Raw genomic sequence first — 18,470 nt, forward strand, 5'->3', positions numbered from 1 at the left:
GTCAGTCGAGCGGTCCCGGGTTCACCGGCGCCCGCATGCCACCGCCGCCGTTCCCCTGCTTGCGCGCGTCGTCGGCGGCCTGGATGACGGAGACGACCTCGGCGATGTCGTCGGTCACCGTGAACAGGTCGAGGTCGGTCGGGCTGATGGTGCCCGTCCCGCCCATGGTGCTGCGGATCCAGTCGATCAGCCCCGCCCAGTAGGCGGTGCCGAAGAGGATCACCGGGAAGCGGGTCACCTTGCGCGTCTGCACCAGGGTGAGCGCCTCGAACAGCTCGTCGAGAGTGCCGAACCCGCCGGGGAGGATCACGAACGCCTCGGCGTACTTCACGAACATCGTCTTGCGGACGAAGAAGTAGCGGAAGGCGATGCCGACGTCGACCCATTCGTTGAGGTCCTGCTCGAACGGCAGCTCGATGCCCAGCCCGACCGACAGCCCGCCGGCCTCCGACGCGCCCCGGTTGGCCGCCTCCATCGCACCCGGGCCGCCGCCGGTGATGACCGCGTAGCCCGCCTGGGCGAGGGCCGCGCCGATCTGCACGCCCGCGGCGTAGTGCGGGTGGTCGCGCGGGGTTCGGGCGCTGCCGAAGACGCTGACCGCTCGCGGCAGCTCGGCCAGCAGCCCGAAGCCCTCGACGAACTCGCTCTGGATCCGAAGCACGCGCCACGGGTCGGTGTGCACCCAGTCCGTCGGCCCGCGCCGGTCGAGCAGCCGCTGGTCGGTGGTCGAGCCCTGGGACTGCGCGGGCTCACCGCCGCGCAGCACGACCGGGCCGCGGTGCCGGGTGGGCCGGGGACGGCGGCCGTCCGGCGGGGTGGGTGGGGGCGGGTCCGGCAGCGCCGGGGGCGGGTTCGGCGGGGTGGTCATGCACGGCTCCCGGACAGGTAGGCGATCAGGGCGTCCTCGGCCGGCTGCAGCCGGTCGACGAGGACGTGTTCCTCACGGGTGTGGGCCAGCTGCGGGTCCCCGGGGCCGTAGTTGACCGCCGGGATGCCGAAGGCGGCGAACCGGGCGACGTCGGTCCAGCCCAGCTTCGCGCGCGCGGGCCGGCCGACGGCGGCGATGAACGCCGCCGCCGCGGGTTCCGCGAGGCCGGGAAGGGCTCCGCCGGCGTTGTCGACGACGGTCAGGGTGGCCCCCTCGGGAAGGACGTCGGCGAACACCTCGCGGACGTGCGCCTCGGCGGCGTCCTCGTCCCGGTCGGGGGCGTAGCGGAAGTTGACCTCGATCCGGCAGTCGTCGGGGATCACGTTGCCCGCGTTACCCCCCTGGATCCGCACGGCGTTGAGGCCCTCGCGGTAGGTGCAGCCGTCGATGTCCACCTCGCGGGCGCGGTACGCGGCCAGCGTGGCGAGGACGTCCGCGGCACCGTGGATCGCGTTGACGCCGAGCCAGCTGCGCGCGCTGTGCGCCCGTCGTCCCGGCACCTCGATCACGGCGCGCAGGGTGCCCTGGCAGCCGGCCTCGATCTCGCCGTCCGTCGGCTCGAGCAGGACCGCCAGGTCGCCGTAGAGCCAGCCGCGCCGCTCGCGGGCGACCCGGCCGAGCCCGTTGCGGGCCGACTCGACCTCTTCGTTGTCGTAGAACACGAAGGTGAGGTCGCAGCCGGGCTCCGCGCCGGGGACGCCGAAGCGCCCGGCCAGGCGCAGCATCACCGCGTCGCCGGACTTCATGTCGCTCGTGCCGCATCCGTACAGCCGTTGTGCCCCGTCGACCTGCCGGAGCTCCGACGGCACGTTGTCGGCGATCGGCACGGTGTCCAGGTGCCCGGCGAGCACCACCCGGGTCGGCCGGTCGAGAGTGGTGCGGGCGAGGACGGTGTCGCCGACCCGCTCGACCTCGAGCCCGCCCATACCCCGCAGCGCCGCCTCGACCGCGTCGGCGAGCGCCGCCTCGGTGCCGGACACCGACGGCGCGTCGACCAGCGCTCGGGTGAGGGTGAGGACGTCGGCGGAGAGATCGAGCGGCGGCAGGTTCCTCACGGGGACCGAGCCTAGGCGGCGCCCCCTGCACCGGCCGTCCGGACGGGCCGACAGCTCGGTAGCGTCCTTGCCGTGACTTCCGCCGCAGCCATGTCCGCCGTAGCCGCGGGTCTGGCCACCCTCAGCCCGTCCGGCACCGTCCTCGACACCTGGTACCCCGAGCCACGGCTCGGGGCAGCGGACGGCGCCAGGCCGGGGACGACGCGGCTCGGCGCGCTCGAGCTGTCGGGTGAGCTCGGCCCCGACTACGGCGGCCTGGTGCGGCGGGACGAGGCGCGGGGGGTGGAGATCATCGCCGTCCGCACGGTGATCCCCGACCTGTCGCAGCCGCCGGCCGACACGCACGACGTCTGGCTGCGGCTGCACCTGCTCAGCCACCGGCTGATCCAGCCGCACGGGGCGAACATGACCGGCGTCTTCGGACTGCTGACCAACGTGGCGTGGACCAGCGCGGGCCCGGTCGAGGCGGCCGGGTTCAACGTGCACCGGCTGCGGGCCGCGGTCGGTCACGTGACCGTCTTCGGCGTCGACAAGTTCCCGCGGATGGTCGACTACGTCATCCCCTCGGGAGTGCGGATCGCCGACGGTGACCGGGTGCGGCTGGGCGCGCACCTGGCCGAGGGCACCACGGTCATGCACGAGGGTTTCGTGAACTTCAACGCCGGCACGCTCGGGCCGTCCATGGTGGAGGGCCGGATCAGCGCCGGCGTCGTCGTCGGGCCGGACAGCGACATCGGGGGCGGGGCCTCGATCATGGGCACCCTGTCCGGGGGCGGCACCGAGGTCATCTCCATCGGCAGCGGCTGCCTGCTCGGGGCCAACGCCGGCATCGGCATCTCGCTCGGCAACGGCTGCGTCGTCGAGGCCGGCTGCTACGTCACCGGTGGGTCCCGCGTCAGCCTGCCCGACGGCTCGGTGGTCAAGGCGCGCGAGCTGTCCGGCCGCGACGGGCTGCTGTTCCGCCGCAACAGCGTGAGCGGGGCGCTCGAGGCACTCCCCCGCGACGGCGACTGGGGCGCCCTCAACGCGGAGCTCCACAAGAACTGACCCCATCCCGCTTTCGGTACCGAGAGCGGGGCCCGCCGACGTCGCTTTCGGTACCGAAAGCGCCGCCTGAAGGTGGACGACGGCCCCTGGACCGGCACTAGGATCGCCCGCACTTCGGGGCGCGACGAGTCGAGGGAGACGCCGGTGACCGGGGTCCGGAACCAGCAGCACAAGGTCCTGCTCGACGAATCGCAGATGCCGACGCAGTGGTACAACGTCGTGCCCGACCTGCCCAGCCCGCCGCCACCACCGCTGCACCCGGGCACCCTGCGGCCGGTCGGCCCGGACGACCTCGCGCCGCTGTTCCCCATGGACCTCATCGCCCAGGAGGTGACCACCGAGCGGTACGTGGACATCCCCGGCGAGGTCCTCGACGTCTACAAGCTCTGGCGGCCCTCCCCGCTGTACCGGGCGCACCGGCTGGAGAAGGCACTCGGGACGCCCGCCCGGATCTACTACAAGTACGAGGGCGTCTCACCGGCCGGCTCGCACAAGCCGAACACCGCCGTCCCGCAGGCGTACTACAACGCCAAGGCCGGGGTGCGGAAGCTGACGACGGAGACCGGCGCCGGTCAGTGGGGCACCGCCCTGGCCTTCGCCGCCACGCTCTTCGGGCTCGAGTGCGAGGTCTGGCAGGTCGGCGCCTCCTACGACCAGAAGCCCTACCGGCGGATCATGATGGAGACCTACGGCGCCACCGTGCACCGCTCGCCGTCGGACCTCACCGCGGCCGGCCGGGCCATCCGCGCGGACAACCCCGATCACCCGGGCTCCCTCGGCATCGCCATCAGCGAGGCGGTGGAGGTCGCCGCCGCGGACCCGGAGACGCGCTACGCCCTCGGGAGCGTGCTCAACCACGTGCTGCTGCACCAGACGGTCATCGGCGAGGAGGCCCTGCTGCAGTTCGCCGCGATCGACGAGACTCCAGACCTGATCGTGGGGTGCACCGGCGGCGGCTCGAACTTCGGCGGGCTCACCTTCCCGTTCCTGCGCGAGAAGCTGGCCGGCCGGATCTCCCCGACGCTCCGGGCGGTCGAGCCGGCGTCCTGTCCCTCGCTCACCCGGGGCGTGTACGCCTACGACTTCGGCGACACCGCCGGCATGACCCCGCTGATGAAGATGCACACGCTGGGCCACCGGTTCATCCCCGACCCCATCCACGCCGGCGGCCTGCGCTACCACGGGATGTCCCCGCTGCTCTCGCACGTCTACGAGCTGGGCCTGATCGAGGCGATCGCGCTACCGCAGACCGAGTGCTTCGAGGCCGCGCTCCGGTTCGCCCGGACCGAGGGAATCGTGCCCGCCCCGGAGCCGACGCACGCCGTGGCCGCGTGCATCCGGGAGGCGCTGGCCTGCAAGGAGTCCGGTGAGGAGAAAGTGATCCTGACGGCACTGTGCGGGCACGGGCACTTCGACCTGGCCGCCTACGAGTCCTACCTCGCCGGCGCGATGGTGAACGAGGACGTGTCCGACGAGCGGTTCGCCGAGGCGCTCACCGACCTGCCGCAGGTGCCCGCCGGCGCCTGAGCAGGGACCGCCTCGCACGTTCGCGGCGGGCCATCCAGCGCGCTTTCGGTACCGAAAGCGCGACCCCTCCGCCCCGCTCTCGGTACCGAAAGCGGGTCAGGTGAGGTTGGCGGGCGCCTCGGCTGGGACGTCGAGGTGCTCCAGCAGGGCGACGGCGAACTCCTGCGGCCGTTCCACGTGCGGGGAGTGGCCGACGCCGGGCAGCACGACCTCCCGGTAGGCGCCCCCGGTGGCGGCGTAGCGGTCCAGCACCGCCCGCGTCTGGGTGACCATCGGCTGCGGCGGGCAGGTCTCCGCACCCGGCCAGCCCGGCACCGCACCGACGGACCCGAGGAAGGCGAGGTCGAACACCGAGGTGTCGGAGATGATCTGGTCGGCGTCGCCCCGGATCCAGAGCACCGGCGGCTTGACCGGCAGGTCCACGATGCCCGAGACGTCGAAGACGGTCGGCGCGAACGTGTTGAGCACCCCACGGCGCCCCGGGGCCGTGCCGGGCCAGGTCTCGACGGCGACCGCGTCGCCCGGGTAGTGGTCGACGCCGGTGCGGGTGCTGTTCATGGACGCGACGAAGACGTCCTCGAGGTGGGGGTCGAGCGGCAGCGACCCGGGGGCCACGTAGAACGCGCGCAGGACCGACCGAGGGCTGGTCGGGCTGTCCGCGGTGGTGTCGCCGGCGGCCAGCGCCGCGACGAACTCCGGATTGGCCGCCCCGCCGCCGGAGCCCGCGCCGTCCTCGGACAGCGGCACGCCGTCGGGGCCGGCCGTCCCCCCGAATCCGTACGGCGAGACGGGCGCGACCAGCGCGACGGACGCGACCCGGTCGGGCGCATCCAGCAGGTACTGGAGGACGACGCCGCCGCCCATGCTCCAGCCGACCAGGTGGACCCGGTCCAGCCGGAGGACCTCGATCAGCGCGGCGAGGTCCTCGGCCCAGTCGCGCATCCCGCGCGTCGCGTCGATCGGGAGCGGGTCGGTGTCGCCGTAGCCGCGGAGGTCCACCGCGAGCGCCCGCATCCGCCCGGTCTCCGCGAGGGCGAGAAGGGGCTGCTGCCAGAAGAGCGAGGAGCTCACGTTGCCGTGCACGAACAGCACGGCCTCCCCCGGGCCGGCGGGCTCGACGCCGTCCGCGTGCAGGACCTGCTGGGTCAGCCGTGGCGTCTCCACCCGCGTGGCGGCGATGCCGGGCAGCAGCAGTTCGGGCATGTCGTCTCCTGGGCTCGGCCGACGGGGCCCGCACACGCTAAGCGACGGACGGCCCTCCGCGACAGCGCCCCGGACCCGCCGACGTGACCGCGGGCACCCCGGAACTGCCAGGAACCCGACCTACAGTCGGGCCGATGTCCAGCCCGCAGACCGCCGTGCACCCGTCGGGCACCCGTCGGTCCGCCTCGCGACGGCCGGTGCGGCGGCGGCGCCCGACGCGGGTGGCGGGTCGCCGTCGGTCCTCGACCACGGGGCCCCGGCGGCGGTCGCCAGCTCGGGCCAAGGGGAACTGGTGGTCCGTCGTCCTGGTCGCCGTGGCGGTCCTCGTTGCGGTGGCCTGGAGCAGGGACGATGGGCCCGAGTCGACCGTTCCGACCTGTCCCCTCCCGGGCTCGGCGATCACGATCACGTCCGAGCAGGCCGGGAACGCGGCGGTCATCGCCGAGGTGGGCTGGGAGCGCGGTCTGCCCGACCGGGCCGTCGTCATCGCGCTGGCCACCGCCCAGCAGGAGTCGGGGCTGCGCAACATCGACTACGGCGACCGGGACTCGCTGGGCCTGTTCCAGCAGCGCCCCTCCCAGGGCTGGGGCACCGAGGCCCAGGTCACCGACCCTGAGTACGCCGCCGGCATGTTCTTCGACCGGCTCGTCGGCGTCCCCGGCTGGGACAGCGGGCGGCTCACCGAGGTCGCCCAGGCCGTGCAGCGCAGCGGTTTCCCGGAGGCGTACCAGAAGCACGAGGCGATGGCGATCGATCTCACAGCTGCACTACGCGCCGGCGGCGGCGAACTCGCCTGCAGCTGATCGGGTTCGGGCCCGCGCCACTTTCGGGCGAGATTCCGGTTCCCCGAGTCTCGGTGATGCGAGATCCGCCCTAGCCTGGCCCCCGATGTCCACCACGGGGGGTTCGGGCTCTCGTCAGCATCCCGCTGCGCTGGCCGGGTGGGTCGCCGGAATCGCTTCCGCGGCCACCGTGGCCGTCGTCGCGTTGCCCTTCGTCGGTTTCGCCTACCGGGCACCGGCTCTGCACGTCGCGCTGGAGACGGCCAACGCCCTCATCGCCCTGCTGGTCGGCTACCTGGTGTACGGCCGGTACCAGCAGAGCCGGCGACTGCAGGAACTCCTGCTGGTGCTCGCACTCGGAACGGTCGCGATCGCCAATCTGCTGCTGACGGCGCTCCCCACGGCGGTGACCATCGGGAGCGACGACGAGTTCAGCCGGTGGGCGGCGGTCGCCATCCGCTTCCTCGGCACGGCCCTGCTGGCCACTGCAGCGCTCTCCCCGGTCGGTATCCGGCTCGATCAGCGGCGCGCGCGGGCCGTGATCCTGGCTCTCGGGGTAGTCGTGGTGGCCGTCGGAACGGCGGGCCTGGTCTGGGGTGGGGACCTTCCGCCCACCGTGGACCCCGCCGTCGAACTCGGCGACGCGACGCGGCCCCGGCTCGCGGCGCATCCCCTCGTGCTGGTCGCCCATGCCGTCGGCGTGCTGCTCTACTCCGTCGCGGCGGTCGCGTTCACCCGCCAGTCCGCACGACGCGGCGACGAACTCCTCCGCTGGGTCGGGGCCGCGTGCGTCCTCGCCGCCGTGGGCCGCGTGCACTACCTCCTCTTCCCCTCCCTGTACTCCGAGTACGTCTACACCGGGGACGTGCTGCGGCTGGGCTTCTACCTCCTGTTGCTGGTGGGTGCCGCCCGGGAGATCAAGTCGTACTGGGAACTCAGGACCCGCACCGCGGTGCTGGAGGCCCGTCGGCGGATGGCACGTGATCTCCACGACGGCCTGGCTCAGGAGCTGGCGTTCCTGTGGAGCCAGTCCCGGGCCCTGGCCAGCGGTCCCCCGGACAGCGCAGCTGTCGAGCGCATCGGCGGGGCGGCTTCCCGGGCGCTCGACGAGGCTCGGCGGGCGATCGCCGCGTTGACCCGCCCGCTCGACGAGCCGTTCGCCCGCGTCCTGCAGCAGGTGGCCGACGACCTGGGCAGCCGGTACGACGTGAAGATCGTCGCGACGGTCGATCCGGAGGTGGAGGTCAGCGCTGAGCAGGGCGAAGCGCTCGTGCGGATCGCTGCCGAAGCCGTGCGCAACGCGGTGCGGCACGGAAAGGCCGAGCAGATCGACCTCGTGCTCGCCGCGGATCCACTGTGCCTCTCCATCACCGACGACGGACGGGGCTTTGCCGGGACGCTGGGCGTCGCGGGGCCCGCCGGCGGGTTCGGCCTCACCAGCATGCGTGAACGCGCCCGGGGGATCGGCGCGGAGTTCTCCATCTCCTCCCGTCCGGGGGAAGGGACCACCGTGCTGGTGACCACGCGATGACCGATGTCCTGCGCGTCGTCATCGCCGACGACCATCCGCCCACCCGCGTCGGGGTGCGCGAGGCACTGGAGAAGCAGTCCTGTGCCGTCGTGGCCGAGGCCGCAACGGCCGAGGAGGCGATCGCCGCCGCACGAGAGCACGCGCCCGATGTCTGCGTGCTCGACATCAACATGCCCGGCAGCGGGATCGCCGCGGCGGCCGAGATCACGCACACCATGCCCGACATCGCCGTGGTGATGCTCACCGCATCCCGCGATGACGAGGACCTCTTCGCCGCTCTCCGGGCAGGAGCGTCGGGCTACCTGCTCAAGGACATGGACCCGACCCGGATCGGTTCCGCTCTGCGCGGTGTCCTGGCCGGTGAGGCGGTCCTCCCCCGGTGGCTCGTCCTCAAGGTCGTGGAACAGCTCCGGGCCACCCCGCGGCGGCGGATCGCACTGCCGAATCGGAAGGCCACGGCGCAGCTGACCGAGCGCGAGGCCGAGATCCTGGACCTGATGGCGAACGGGCTCTCCACCGAGGACATCGCCGGCCGGCTCTTCGTCGCCCAGGTGACCGTGCGGAGTCACATCGCCGCGATCCTGCGCAAGCTCCGGGTCAAGGACAGGAACGCGGCCGTGCGGCTGGCGCAGGGCACCAGGGATTCACCGGACCTGCCGTCGCGTTGAGCAACCACCAGGGAGACGGTCACGGAGAACAGAACCGCGACCACGCCGACCGACTGAAAGAGAACAAGAGCAGCAGCAGCGACCGGGAGCACGCCTACCCGACCCCGTGACCTGTCGGCCCTCGGGCCCGGAGTCCCGAGACCTCGCTCGAGCAGCCCGTCGCCCTCGCGGCGGCGGGCTGCCCGCTCGTTCACCGGCGCCGTCCGCCCCCGGCCGGTCGTCATCCCCGTGCAGCCGATCGCCGGCCGCCGTGGACGGCTCACCGCATGAACCTCAGGAACGCAGACGGCGCCGGACGACAGTGCCGCAGCCCGCGCGCCGGGGGCGCAGTCAGGCAGACGTCCGCCCGGCCAGGGGCCGTTCCGAACGACTGCGATCCGGAACCGTTGAGGAATCTCAACGCCGAGCAGCCCCTTTCACCCATTGTGGGCGACGGATTGCAGGTCGTAAGGTCCGTCCGTCAGACCGTGACGCACTGATCCGGGGCCTCCATCTGGTCGCTTGGGCCCCGGGGAGCGAGTAGCGAAACCGCGCGGTGAAGGGCTCGCTTGCGAGCTCACCACGGGGAGTCTTTTCATGCGCACTCGCACTCGTTCGCGCGCCCTACCGGCGCCCCTGACGGCCACGGGTTCCGCCTCGCGGACCGGACGGGCCATCCGGCGTTCGCTGGTCGTCGGCGCCTCCTCCGGGGTGCTCCTGCTGGTCGCCGCCGTGACGCCCGCGTCCGCCGATCACAACATCACGCACACCCGGCAGCAGATCTGCACGGCGGCCGGAGGGACCTTCTCCGGGCCGGGTACCACCACCCCCAACACGTCCCAGCAGGACAACCAGCGGTGCACCGTCACCACGACCGCCGACGGGCCGGCAGTGCCCTCCGGCAGCCCGCAGACCACCGACGGACCGGCGTCCCCGTCCGGCTCGTCCACCAGCGTGGACTCGCCGCCCGTTCCCGAGGGAGCACCGACCGACTCCGTCGAGACGGTCGACAAGGGGGAGCCCGTCGTCGTCGTCACCGATGAGCGCGGCACGCCCCGGATCGAGACGGACGAGCGGAACAGCGGCGACCCGACCGCCACCTCCGAGACGGTGAACAAGGGCACGCCGACGGTCACGCGGGAGACCGTGAACAGCGGCGAGGCCGTCGTGACGTCGCAGACGGTCAACAACGGCACCCCGACGTTCTCCTCCGAGACGAACGACGTGGGAGAGCCCACCAGCACCTCCGAGACCGTGAACGACGGCGCGCCGGTCATCACCACCGAGACCCGGCGCGGCACTCCTACGACCACCCGCGCGGCGGGCCCGCCGGTGAACTGCCAGTCGGCCGGCAAGAGCAGCAAGGTCCAGAAGTGCGAGCGCTCGGAGATCACGACCACGACCACACCGACCACGGTCGTCACCACCGTCACCCAGCCCCGGCAGACGGTCACGACGACCACACAGCGGCGTGAGACGACGACGACCACGACCCAGCAGCGGGAGACCGTCACCACGACGACACAGCCCCGGGTGATCGTGGTCACGACCACCCAGCCCCGCGAGCGGGTGACGACCACGACCCAGCCGCGGGAGACCGTCACCACGACGAGCACCGACGTCACGCCGATCACCACGAGCACTCAGCAGCGCGAGACGGTCACCACGACCACGCAGCCCACGACCGTGCTCACGACGACGACGCAGCCCACGACGTTCGAGCGGACCGTCACGCAGCAGACGACGATCACGACGACCACGACCACGGCCGTGTTCTCCTTCAGCCGGCCCGGCAACGCGCTCGTGCCCGTCGGCTCCCCGACGAACAGCACGAGCACTCGCCCGGGCGACCCGATCGTCACGACGACGACGCTTCCGGGCGAGCCGGTCGTCACCACCAGCACCGCCGCCGGGACGCCCGTGGTGACCGAGGTGCGGACGCCGGCCGACCCGGTCATCACCATCACGCGTGGGGAGACCACGACGGAGGCGATCGTCGTGGTCACCCCCGCCGAGCCGGTCGTGACCGTCACCCGTGAGGACGTCGCGGACGAGGTGACCGTCGTGGAGCTCCCCACCGAGCCGGAGGTCACGACCAGCCGGGAGGCTGCCGACTCCGTCGTCACCACGGCCACCACGCCGGCGGACCCCGACGTGAGCATCACCCGGGAGGCGGCCGAGCCCGTCGTCACCAGCACGCCGGCGCCGGGCGCGCCGATCGTGACCAGCACCACCCGGTCCACCGGACAGAAGTGCGTCAAGAACCCCAGCACCGCCCAGGAGCGCGCGAACGCCTGCTGATCGGCTCCGTCCCGACGATGCCCCGACCGCCCAGGCGGCCGGGGCATCGTCGTTCCTGGGCATCGTCGTTCGGGGGTCTCGACACCGGCGGCGCCCTCCGTCGCCGGACCGGGCAGAGCAGCGGCGTTCCCCGCTTCCGTTCCCCCGGCGGAGGGACATCGGGGCGCCGCCGCTCAATGCGGGTCCCGGAGCGGCCGAAGAGGGAGGCATGGTGCCTGCCCCCGAAGCCGCCGCCGTCGCGGCCCTGCCCGATGCGACCGGCGTGCCCGTCGGCGAGGTCCCCTCGCTGCTGCCGCCGCGCGAGGCCGTGCTCGTCCGCCTGGCCGAGCAGCTGCCCGCCACGAGCGGGACGACCGCCACGCTGGTGGTCCTCGGGCTGATGCGCCGTGACGACGGGCGGCCCGTCGCGGGGAGCACCGTCGCGCGGGTGACCGCGCTGCTCGCACGCTCGCTGCGGGGTGAGGACTGGCTCGGCGGGTCCGGACCGGCCGAGTTCGTGATCGTCATGTCCGGCGCGGCCACCGGCGCCGAGATCGCGGCCCAGCGACTGGTCGCCGCCGTCGAGGGGCTCGGCGTCCCCGGCCTGTCCGCCGCGGCGGGACTCGCCCCGCTGACCCCCGACCTCACCGCCGGGGAGGCGTTGCGCCGCGCGACCGTCAGCCTGACCGCCGCCCGGCGCGTGGGCTGCGGCACGGTCGTCCAGCACCGCCTGCCCTACTGACGGCTCAGGGGGCGAGCCGCTCCACGGCGGCGGCGATCCGCTCGTCGGTCGCGGTCAGCGCCAGGCGCACGTGCCGCGCCCCGGCCGGCCCGTAGAAGATTCCGGGCGCAGCCACGATCCCCAGGCCGGCCAGCCAGTCGATCGTCGTCCAGCAGTCCTCGTCGCGGGTGACCCAGAGGTAGAGCCCGGCCTCGGAGTGGTCGATCCGCGCCCCGGTGGCCCGCACCGCGGGCGCCAGCAGGTCGCGGCGGGCGCGGTAGCGCTCCCGCTGGGCGTCCACGTGCGCGTCGTCCTCCAGCGCCGCCACCATCGCCGCCTGCACCGGACCGGGCACCAGCAAGCCCAGGTGCCGCCGGACCTCCCAGATGCGGCGCACGAGAGCGGGGTCGCCCGAGATGAGCCCGGCGCGGTACCCCGCAGCCGTGGACTGCTTGGACAGCGAGTGCACCGCGAGCAGGCCCGTGTGGTCCTCCCCCGCGATCGACGGGTGCAGCAGCGAGCGCGGCTCCGCCTCCCAGCCGAGCGTCACGTAGCACTCGTCGGCGACGACCGGGACGCCGTGCGCCCGGCCCCACCCCACCCACGCCCGCAGCTCGTCGTGGGAGAGCACCCGGCCGTGCGGGTTCCCGGGCGAGTTCAGCCAGACGAGCACGACCCCCACGGCGTCGGCCGGCGGGGTGTCGGTACGCCGCACCCCGAGCCCGGCCAGGACCGCACCCACCTCGTAGGTCGGGTACGCGACCTCGGGGACGATCACCGTGCCGCCGCCGGACAGGCCGAGGAGGGTGGGCAGGAGCGCGACCAGTTCCTTGGACCCCACCGTGGGGATCAGCGACAGGTCGGCACCACCCAGCGGATCGGCCACCTCGACCCCGAGGCGGCGGCGCAGCCAGGCGGCGGCCGCGGTCCGGAGGGCCGGCGTGCCCAGGGCGGTGGGATAACCCGGTGCGTTGCCTGCCGCGGCGAGCGCCCTGCTGAGGACATCGGGAGTGTCGTCGACCGGCGTGCCGATCGAGAGGTCGACGACCCCGCCGGGGTGCTGCGCGGCGCGGGCGCGCGCCCCGGCCAGCGAGTCCCAGGGGAAGTCCGGCAGCGCGTGCGCGGTCCCGGAACCCGCGCCCCCCGGGGGTCGAGCCGTCAGGAGCCTTCCGCCTGCGGCGGCAGGGCGGCGACCAGCGGGTGGTCCTTGCCGATCTTCCCGGTCTTGGCGGCACCACCGGGGCTGCCCAGGTCGGAGAAGAACTCCACGTTGGCGTTGTAGAAGTCCTTCCACTTGTCCGGGACGTCGTCCTCGTAGTAGATGGCCTCCACCGGGCAGACCGGCTCGCACGCACCGCAGTCGACGCACTCGTCGGGGTGGATGTAGAGCATCCGGTCGCCCTCGTAGATGCAGTCCACCGGGCACTCGTCGATGCACGCCTTGTCGAGGACGTCGACGCAGGCCTGTGTGATCACGTAGGTCACGGTGGTTCCCTCCCGGGGACGGGGTAGTGGCCGCCGGCCCGGAGAGACGCCTGGCCAGCGGCGATTTTTCGCGCCTCCAGTATGCCGCGCCCCCACGGGGCGGGCGCGACGGGTTCCCCGCCTTCGGGACACCGCTCCCCCTCGGTGGGGGTGGGTGGTCGGAGGGGCCCGGCTCAAGCACTGCCGCTGACGGGCCGATCTCGGTCGCGTGTCCGAGGGACGAGCACGGCCTGGCGCTGCGGGACGTCGCGCCCACCCATCGCCCTTCGACGCCCAGGCGGCAATGGAGGACCTGCTCACCCGGCTGAGGGCATCCACCGGCGCAACCCGCATCTCGGTGTGGGTGCACGAGGCCTCGACCGAGATGGTGGTGCCCTTCCACCGCGTGGTCTGCGCGTCGGGCGAACCACCCCCCGTGCACTCCCGGCTGACGATGCCGATCACCCTCGACCAGTCCTTCCTCCTGTCCACCGTCATCCGCGACCGGCGGCCCGTCATCGCCCGGGCGGACGGCCGACGCGCGGTGGACAAGGAGTGCGCCGCGCTGGGCATCCGGTCCGGTCACGGCGAACCACTGATCCGGGACGGCGAGGTCATCGGCGTCCTGACCGTCGAGCCCGCGGCGGCCGCATCCCCGCACCTGCTCCGTACGGTCGCTCCCCAGCTCGCCGCGGCGGTGGCCGAGGCCTGGGCCCGGCGATCGGACCGGCGCCGTCTGGAGCAGGCGGCGGTCCTGCTGGGCCTGATCGAGTCCGCGGCCAAGGCGGAGTCCATGCGCCAGCTCCTGGGGGCGGCCTGCCGGCAGCTCGCGGAGCTCGGCGAGGTGGAGCGCGCCAGCATCTTCCTGCTCGACGACGCAGGCAATCTCGTACCCCGGATGGCCGCCTATGCCGACGGACGACGGGACCCGGCCACCCTGAAGCGGTTCCGCAGCGCGCCCGTGCCGCTCGGCATCACCGAGACGGTCCTCCGCACCGGCGAGCCCATGGCCGCGGACCGCGACTCCGGCCTGCTGTCCGCCTGGTGGGTCGAGAACTTCGGCGCCGTCTCGGTCCTGGCCGTCCCGCTCGGCCGCGCCCCGCACCTGACCGGGGTGCTCACCCTGGACAGCAGCCAGGTGCGGCCGTTCTCCGAGGACGTGCGGCGGCTGGCCGTCGCGGCCGGCGCCCACCTCGGCGGCGTGATCGAGCAGGCCCGGGCCAGTCAGGCGCGCGAGACCTCCCTCAAGACCGCGCAGACCGTGCGGCAGCTGCTCGTCGACGGTGCCGGCGCCACCGGCGTCGCGGAGGCCGCCGAGGTCGTGGCCCGTGCGGTGCAGCGGCTCGCCCGCACCGACCGCAGCGCTGCCTACCTCATCGGCGACGACGGCACGATCGGCGACGTCCGCCACGTGGACTGGCCCGAGGCGCACAAGCAGGTGATCCGGGCGCAGCTCCTCGGCCGCCCGGCGAGCGACGTCCCGCTGTGGCGGCGAACAGCGGCGGAGATGCTCCCCGTCTTCGTCCGGGACGCCTCGGCCAGCGATCTCCTCGATCCCCGACTGGTCGCCGACCTGGCCCTCGAGTCCTACATCAGCGTGCCGCTGCTCTCCGGCGACCGGATCCTCGGGCTGATCGTCACCGGTTCGACCAGCGAGTCCCGGCACTGGTCGCCGTCGGTCCGGGAGGCCGTGCGCCAGGTGACCCTCGAGGGCGCCCTCGTGGTCCAGAACGCGGAGCTGCGCGCGGTCGAGCAGCTCCGCCTCACCCAGCTGGCCACCGAGGCGCACCAGGACCCGCTGACCGGCCTGGCCAACCGCCGCCGCTTCATCGAGGACCTGGAGGCCACGGTCTACGGCGACGGGGACCGGCCGTGCGCCGTCCTCATGATCGACCTCGACCGGTTCAAGGAGGTCAACGACAGCTTCGGGCACAGCGTCGGCGACGACCTGCTGTGCCTGGTCGGACCGCGCCTCCAGGGCGCGCTCTCCGACGGCGACCTGCTCGCCCGGATGGGCGGCGACGAGTTCGCCGTCCTGCTGCCCGACGCCGACACGACGCGCGCACAGCAGGTCGCCACGCGTCTCGGGAACGCACTCCGGGACGCCTTCGTCCTGGACGGGACGTCCCTGCACGTCGACGCCAGCATCGGCATCGCCGTCTGCCCCGACCACGGCCGGGACCGTTCCCTGCTGCTCGCCCGTGCCGACACCGCGATGTACGCCGCCAAGCGCGGCCGCCACGAGTTCGAGGTCTGGGCGCCCGACGGCACTCCCGACTCGCGCGACCGGCTGGAGACTCTCGAGCAGCTGCGGGACGCCCTGGACTCCGACCAGCTGGTCAACCACTACCAGCCCAAGCTGGACCTCCGGACCGGCGCGGTCATCGGCGTCGAGGCGCTCGTGCGCTGGGACCACCCGTCGCGCGGTCTCCTCTACCCCGACGTCTTCCTGCCGCTCGCCGAGCAGGCCGGACTGATGCGCCGCCTCGCCCTCGGGGTGCTGGAGCGGTCGCTGCGCGACCTGCAGGCCTGGCGCGCGGCCGGACACGACCTGTCCGTCGCGGTGAACCTCTCGGTCTCCAACCTCCAGGACGTCGCCCTGCCCGAGCAGGTCGAGATGCTCCTCGAGGCGTTCGCCGTGCCGGCCGAGGCACTCATCCTCGAGATCACCGAGGACCTCCTGATGGCCGACGCGGCACGCAGTTCACAGGTCATGACCGGGCTGCGCGCCCTCGGTGTCCTCCTCTCCATCGACGACTACGGCACCGGCTACTCCTCGCTCTCCTACCTGCGCGCGCTCCCCGTCGACGAGCTCAAGCTGGACCGCAGCTTCGTCGGGCAGCTGACGTCCGACGAGCGGGCCGCGGCCATCGTGCGCAGCACCCTGCAGCTCAGCCGCGACCTGGGTATGACCATGGTGGTGGAGGGCGTGGAGGACGCCGCGACGCTCGACGCCCTGCGCGGATGGGGCTGTGAGTACGCCCAGGGGTACTTCATCGCCCGGCCCATGCCGGGGGACGACGTGCTCGGCTGGCTGGCGTCCCAGGAGCGATCCGTGCTGCGTCCCGCCCGCTCGTAGCCCCCGCCGTCTCCTGGGCGCCGTTCGCGCCTTGCGAGGATCTCCCGCATGGCCGGACCCCATCCCCCGCCCGGGGTCGCGCACCTCGAGCGCCTCACCGCGCGCAGCTGGCGGGGACTCGAGGAGGAGCCCTACGGCGACTGGGTGCTGCGGGCCGGGGGCGGGTTCACCGGCCGCGCCAACTCCGTGCTGGTCGTGGGTGAGCCGCCGGAGGACCTCGCGACCGCCGTCCGCACCGTCACGCGCTGGTACGCCGAGCGCGGTCTCCGGCCCCGCGCCCAGGTTCCGCTGCCCGGGAGCGAGGCGGCGGACGGCGCGTTCGCCGCCGCGGGTTGGGCCCGCGACGACGACAACCTCGTCCTGACGGCGGCACTGTCCGATTGGGAGGCACCGACGGTGGACGTCGACCTCGCGCCGCGACCCGACGACGCCTGGCTGGCCGGCTACCGCTACCGCGGGACGCCGCTGCCCCCGGAGGCCCACGACGTGCTCGTCAACGCCGAGGACCCGGTGTTCGCCGCCATCCGGTGCGGCCCCGGGCCCCTGGCGGCCGTTGCCCGGGGCGTGCTGGTCGAGGGCTGGCTCTGCGTCACGGCGGTCACCGTCGACGAGCGGTACCGCAGGCGGGGACTGGCCACGGCGGTGATGGCGGGACTCGGCGCCTGGGCCCGGGAACGGGGCGGGCGCTCCTGCGTCCTGCAGGTCGCCGGCGGCAACGCTGCTGCGCTGGCCCTCTACGCGCAGCTCGGGTTCACCGAGCACCACCGCTACCACTACCGGCTGGGTGCGGAGCGGGCTTCCGGGGCGGCCCCGCGCTGACCGCCGTCCGCCGCGGCGGGCTGCCGAGCGCCCCGCCGACCGCGACGGCCGCGGCCGTCACCCCCAGCAGCAGGAAGGCGAGGCCTACGACGCCGAGCGCCCCGCTGCCGCTGAGGATCAGGTCACCCTCGGGCCGGCGTCCCATCGCGGCGAGCACCACTCCTCCCCAGGTGAGGGCCGGCAGGGCCGCGACCAGCCGCGACCCGGTCAGCCGGAGCGCCAGCCGGACGAGCAGGAGATTGCCGACGACGGCCGCGACGACCGAGATCGGCACCAGCACGCCGGCGACGCGCAGCGGCAGCCAGAACACCTCCACCACGGCCAGCCAGGCCGCGACGACGACCACGGCGACGGCGCTCCCGGCGACGGCCAGGCCGCGGACCAGCCGCGCGCGGAGTCCGCTCACGGCACCAGGCCGGCGAACAGGTCGTCCTCCCACCCCTGCGGGCTGCTCCCGGCCGGGCCGCGCTGCCCCTTGACCAGGCGGAAGTGCTCCACCGCCAGGACCTCCTGGCCGAGCCTGTTGGACAGCGCGAAGAAGGGGCCGTCCACGAGGATCTGGGTCGGATGGGCCCGCATCGCGGCGTGCTTCTGCGCGACGTGGGCCTTGCCGTCCACGGCGGCCGTGACGTCCTCGTCGTCCACCGCGAAGGGAAGGTCGGCTGCGTCGGTGACCCCCTCGAAGAAGGACTCCCCGACCTCGGCCAGCGCGTCGATGCCGTGCTGCAGGACCGTGCGCGGCACGCAGCACCAGTAGACCTTGGCCACCTCCCACGGCTTCCCGAGCTCGGGGCGGTAGGCGGCGTCCGCGGCGGCCTCGACGGCCGCCATCGCGACGCGGTGGGCCTGGATGTGGTCGGGGTGGCCGTAGCCGCCGTTCTCGTCGTAGGTGACCAGCACCTGCGGCCGCACCTCGCGGACGACGTCGACGGCGTGCGCCACCGCCTCGTCGAGGTCGGCGTTCCAGAACGCGCGAGGGTTCTCGTTCGCCGGCGTCCCGATCATCCCCGAGTCCCGGTAGCGGCCCGGCCCACCCAGGAAGCGGGAGTCGGTCACGCCCAGGGCGTCCATCGCTCCCCGCAGCTCCCAGATCCGGTAGCCGCCGAGCTGGTCGGCCTGGTCCGCGGCCAGCTGCGCCAGTTCCGGGACGAGCACCTCGCCCTCCTCCCCGAGCGTGCAGGTGAGCAGGGTGACCGAGGCGCCCTCGGCGACGTACCGGGCCATCGTCGCCCCGCTGTTGATCGTCTCGTCGTCCGGGTGAGCGTGGACCAGGAGCAGGCGGCGGGAGGGAGTCACGGAAGTGATCTTCCCCTACGGGGGGACGGCTCTGTCGCGCCGAGTGGCGGCCCGGAGGGTCTCGGCCATGACACTGCGATCCTCCGGCTCG

16 protein-coding genes and 1 riboswitch are annotated in these 18,470 nt (G+C 73.5%); of the genes, 9 read left to right on the forward strand and 7 right to left on the reverse strand.

All coding sequences use genetic code 11. The features are described from left to right. Window position 1: 1 nt before the first annotated feature. Both E4P39_RS04260 and dapE read right to left on the reverse strand, forming a co-directional pair. Window positions 2-868: a TIGR00730 family Rossman fold protein gene (locus E4P39_RS04260; protein WP_135135125.1), complete on the reverse strand. Its 867-nt coding sequence runs from the start codon at window positions 866-868 to the stop codon at window positions 2-4. Continuing rightward, on the reverse strand, window positions 865-1,983 hold the full coding sequence (gene dapE / locus E4P39_RS04265; RefSeq protein WP_245159627.1) for a succinyl-diaminopimelate desuccinylase: 1,119 nt from the start codon (window positions 1,981-1,983) through the stop codon (window positions 865-867). Before dapE ends, E4P39_RS04260 begins: the two co-directional genes overlap by 4 nt. 72 nt (window positions 1,984-2,055) lie before the next feature. On the opposite strand from dapE, the gene dapD reads away from it, so the two are divergent. Together dapD and E4P39_RS04275 are read left to right on the forward strand one after the other, a co-directional pair. Then, entirely contained in the window at window positions 2,056-3,030 is a 975-nt protein-coding gene (gene dapD / locus E4P39_RS04270) for a 2,3,4,5-tetrahydropyridine-2,6-dicarboxylate N-succinyltransferase (protein ID WP_280790787.1), read from the forward strand. A gap of 144 nt (window positions 3,031-3,174) precedes the next feature. Next, window positions 3,175-4,557, forward strand: coding sequence for a TrpB-like pyridoxal phosphate-dependent enzyme (locus E4P39_RS04275; protein ID WP_245159628.1), 1,383 nt, complete (start codon window positions 3,175-3,177; stop codon window positions 4,555-4,557). A gap of 96 nt (window positions 4,558-4,653) precedes the next feature. Here E4P39_RS04275 and E4P39_RS04280 read toward each other — a convergent pair whose 3' ends face one another. Beyond that, window positions 4,654-5,760: an alpha/beta hydrolase gene (locus E4P39_RS04280; protein WP_135135126.1), complete on the reverse strand. Its 1,107-nt coding sequence runs from the start codon at window positions 5,758-5,760 to the stop codon at window positions 4,654-4,656. Window positions 5,761-5,894: 134 nt separating this feature from the next. Here E4P39_RS04280 and E4P39_RS23135 point away from each other — a divergent pair, with 134 nt between their 5' ends. The 5 genes from E4P39_RS23135 (at window position 5,895) to E4P39_RS04315 (ending at window position 11,742) form a co-directional block, all read left to right on the forward strand. Continuing rightward, window positions 5,895-6,563, forward strand: a complete 669-nt coding sequence (locus tag E4P39_RS23135; protein ID WP_135135127.1) for a hypothetical protein — start codon at window positions 5,895-5,897, stop codon at window positions 6,561-6,563. A gap of 85 nt (window positions 6,564-6,648) precedes the next feature. Next, on the forward strand, window positions 6,649-8,073 hold the full coding sequence (locus E4P39_RS04290) for an ATP-binding protein (RefSeq protein WP_135135128.1): 1,425 nt from the start codon (window positions 6,649-6,651) through the stop codon (window positions 8,071-8,073). Continuing rightward, window positions 8,070-8,741: a response regulator transcription factor gene (locus E4P39_RS04295; protein WP_135135129.1), complete on the forward strand. Its 672-nt coding sequence runs from the start codon at window positions 8,070-8,072 to the stop codon at window positions 8,739-8,741. The genes E4P39_RS04290 and E4P39_RS04295 overlap by 4 nt, the downstream gene beginning before the upstream one ends. 459 nt (window positions 8,742-9,200) lie before the next feature. Further along, window positions 9,201-9,283, forward strand: a riboswitch (cyclic di-GMP riboswitch). Between the two features lie 34 nt (window positions 9,284-9,317). After that, window positions 9,318-11,021, forward strand: coding sequence for a hypothetical protein (locus tag E4P39_RS22160; RefSeq protein ID WP_167761574.1), 1,704 nt, complete (start codon window positions 9,318-9,320; stop codon window positions 11,019-11,021). Between the two features lie 208 nt (window positions 11,022-11,229). Next, entirely contained in the window at window positions 11,230-11,742 is a 513-nt protein-coding gene (locus tag E4P39_RS04315) for a hypothetical protein (protein WP_135135132.1), read from the forward strand. 4 nt (window positions 11,743-11,746) lie between these two features. Here the strand turns inward: E4P39_RS04315 and dapC are convergent, their stop codons facing one another. Together dapC and fdxA are read right to left on the reverse strand one after the other, a co-directional pair. Then, entirely contained in the window at window positions 11,747-12,883 is a 1,137-nt protein-coding gene (gene dapC, locus E4P39_RS04320; protein WP_280790800.1) for a succinyldiaminopimelate transaminase, read from the reverse strand. After that, a complete protein-coding gene (gene fdxA, locus E4P39_RS22165; protein ID WP_167761576.1) occupies window positions 12,880-13,206 on the reverse strand; it encodes a ferredoxin in 327 nt (108 codons plus the stop codon). Before fdxA ends, dapC begins: the two co-directional genes overlap by 4 nt. A gap of 208 nt (window positions 13,207-13,414) precedes the next feature. On the opposite strand from fdxA, the gene E4P39_RS04330 reads away from it, so the two are divergent. Together E4P39_RS04330 and E4P39_RS04335 are read left to right on the forward strand one after the other, a co-directional pair. Then, window positions 13,415-16,264: an EAL domain-containing protein gene (locus E4P39_RS04330; protein ID WP_348633807.1), complete on the forward strand. Its 2,850-nt coding sequence runs from the start codon at window positions 13,415-13,417 to the stop codon at window positions 16,262-16,264. A gap of 48 nt (window positions 16,265-16,312) precedes the next feature. Then, entirely contained in the window at window positions 16,313-17,083 is a 771-nt protein-coding gene (locus tag E4P39_RS04335) for a GNAT family N-acetyltransferase (protein WP_135135136.1), read from the forward strand. Here E4P39_RS04335 and E4P39_RS04340 read toward each other — a convergent pair. After that, window positions 17,016-17,489, reverse strand: a complete 474-nt coding sequence (locus tag E4P39_RS04340; RefSeq protein ID WP_245159629.1) for a hypothetical protein — start codon at window positions 17,487-17,489, stop codon at window positions 17,016-17,018. The genes E4P39_RS04335 and E4P39_RS04340 overlap by 68 nt on opposite strands. Next, complete coding sequence (gene mshB / locus E4P39_RS04345) at window positions 17,486-18,379, reverse strand: N-acetyl-1-D-myo-inositol-2-amino-2-deoxy-alpha-D-glucopyranoside deacetylase (protein WP_135135137.1); 894 nt, start codon at window positions 18,377-18,379, stop codon at window positions 17,486-17,488. Before mshB ends, E4P39_RS04340 begins: the two co-directional genes overlap by 4 nt. Window positions 18,380-18,470: the final 91 nt, after the last annotated feature.

Source organism: Blastococcus sp. CT_GayMR19, from assembly GCF_004570385.1.
GTDB lineage: Bacteria > Actinomycetota > Actinomycetes > Mycobacteriales > Geodermatophilaceae > Blastococcus_B.

Coding starts and splice junctions, on each gene's coding strand:
- E4P39_RS04335 (WP_135135136.1), top strand. CDS start 16,313: ATGGCCGGACCCCATCCCCCGCCCGGGGTCGCGCACCTCGAGCGCCTC.
- E4P39_RS04295 (WP_135135129.1), top strand. CDS start 8,070: ATGACCGATGTCCTGCGCGTCGTCATCGCCGACGACCATCCGCCCACC.
- E4P39_RS04290 (WP_135135128.1), top strand. CDS start 6,649: ATGTCCACCACGGGGGGTTCGGGCTCTCGTCAGCATCCCGCTGCGCTG.
- E4P39_RS22160 (WP_167761574.1), top strand. CDS start 9,318: ATGCGCACTCGCACTCGTTCGCGCGCCCTACCGGCGCCCCTGACGGCC.
- E4P39_RS23135 (WP_135135127.1), top strand. CDS start 5,895: ATGTCCAGCCCGCAGACCGCCGTGCACCCGTCGGGCACCCGTCGGTCC.
- E4P39_RS04280 (WP_135135126.1), bottom strand. CDS start 5,760: ATGCCCGAACTGCTGCTGCCCGGCATCGCCGCCACGCGGGTGGAGACG.
- E4P39_RS04315 (WP_135135132.1), top strand. CDS start 11,230: ATGGTGCCTGCCCCCGAAGCCGCCGCCGTCGCGGCCCTGCCCGATGCG.
- E4P39_RS04260 (WP_135135125.1), bottom strand. CDS start 868: ATGACCACCCCGCCGAACCCGCCCCCGGCGCTGCCGGACCCGCCCCCA.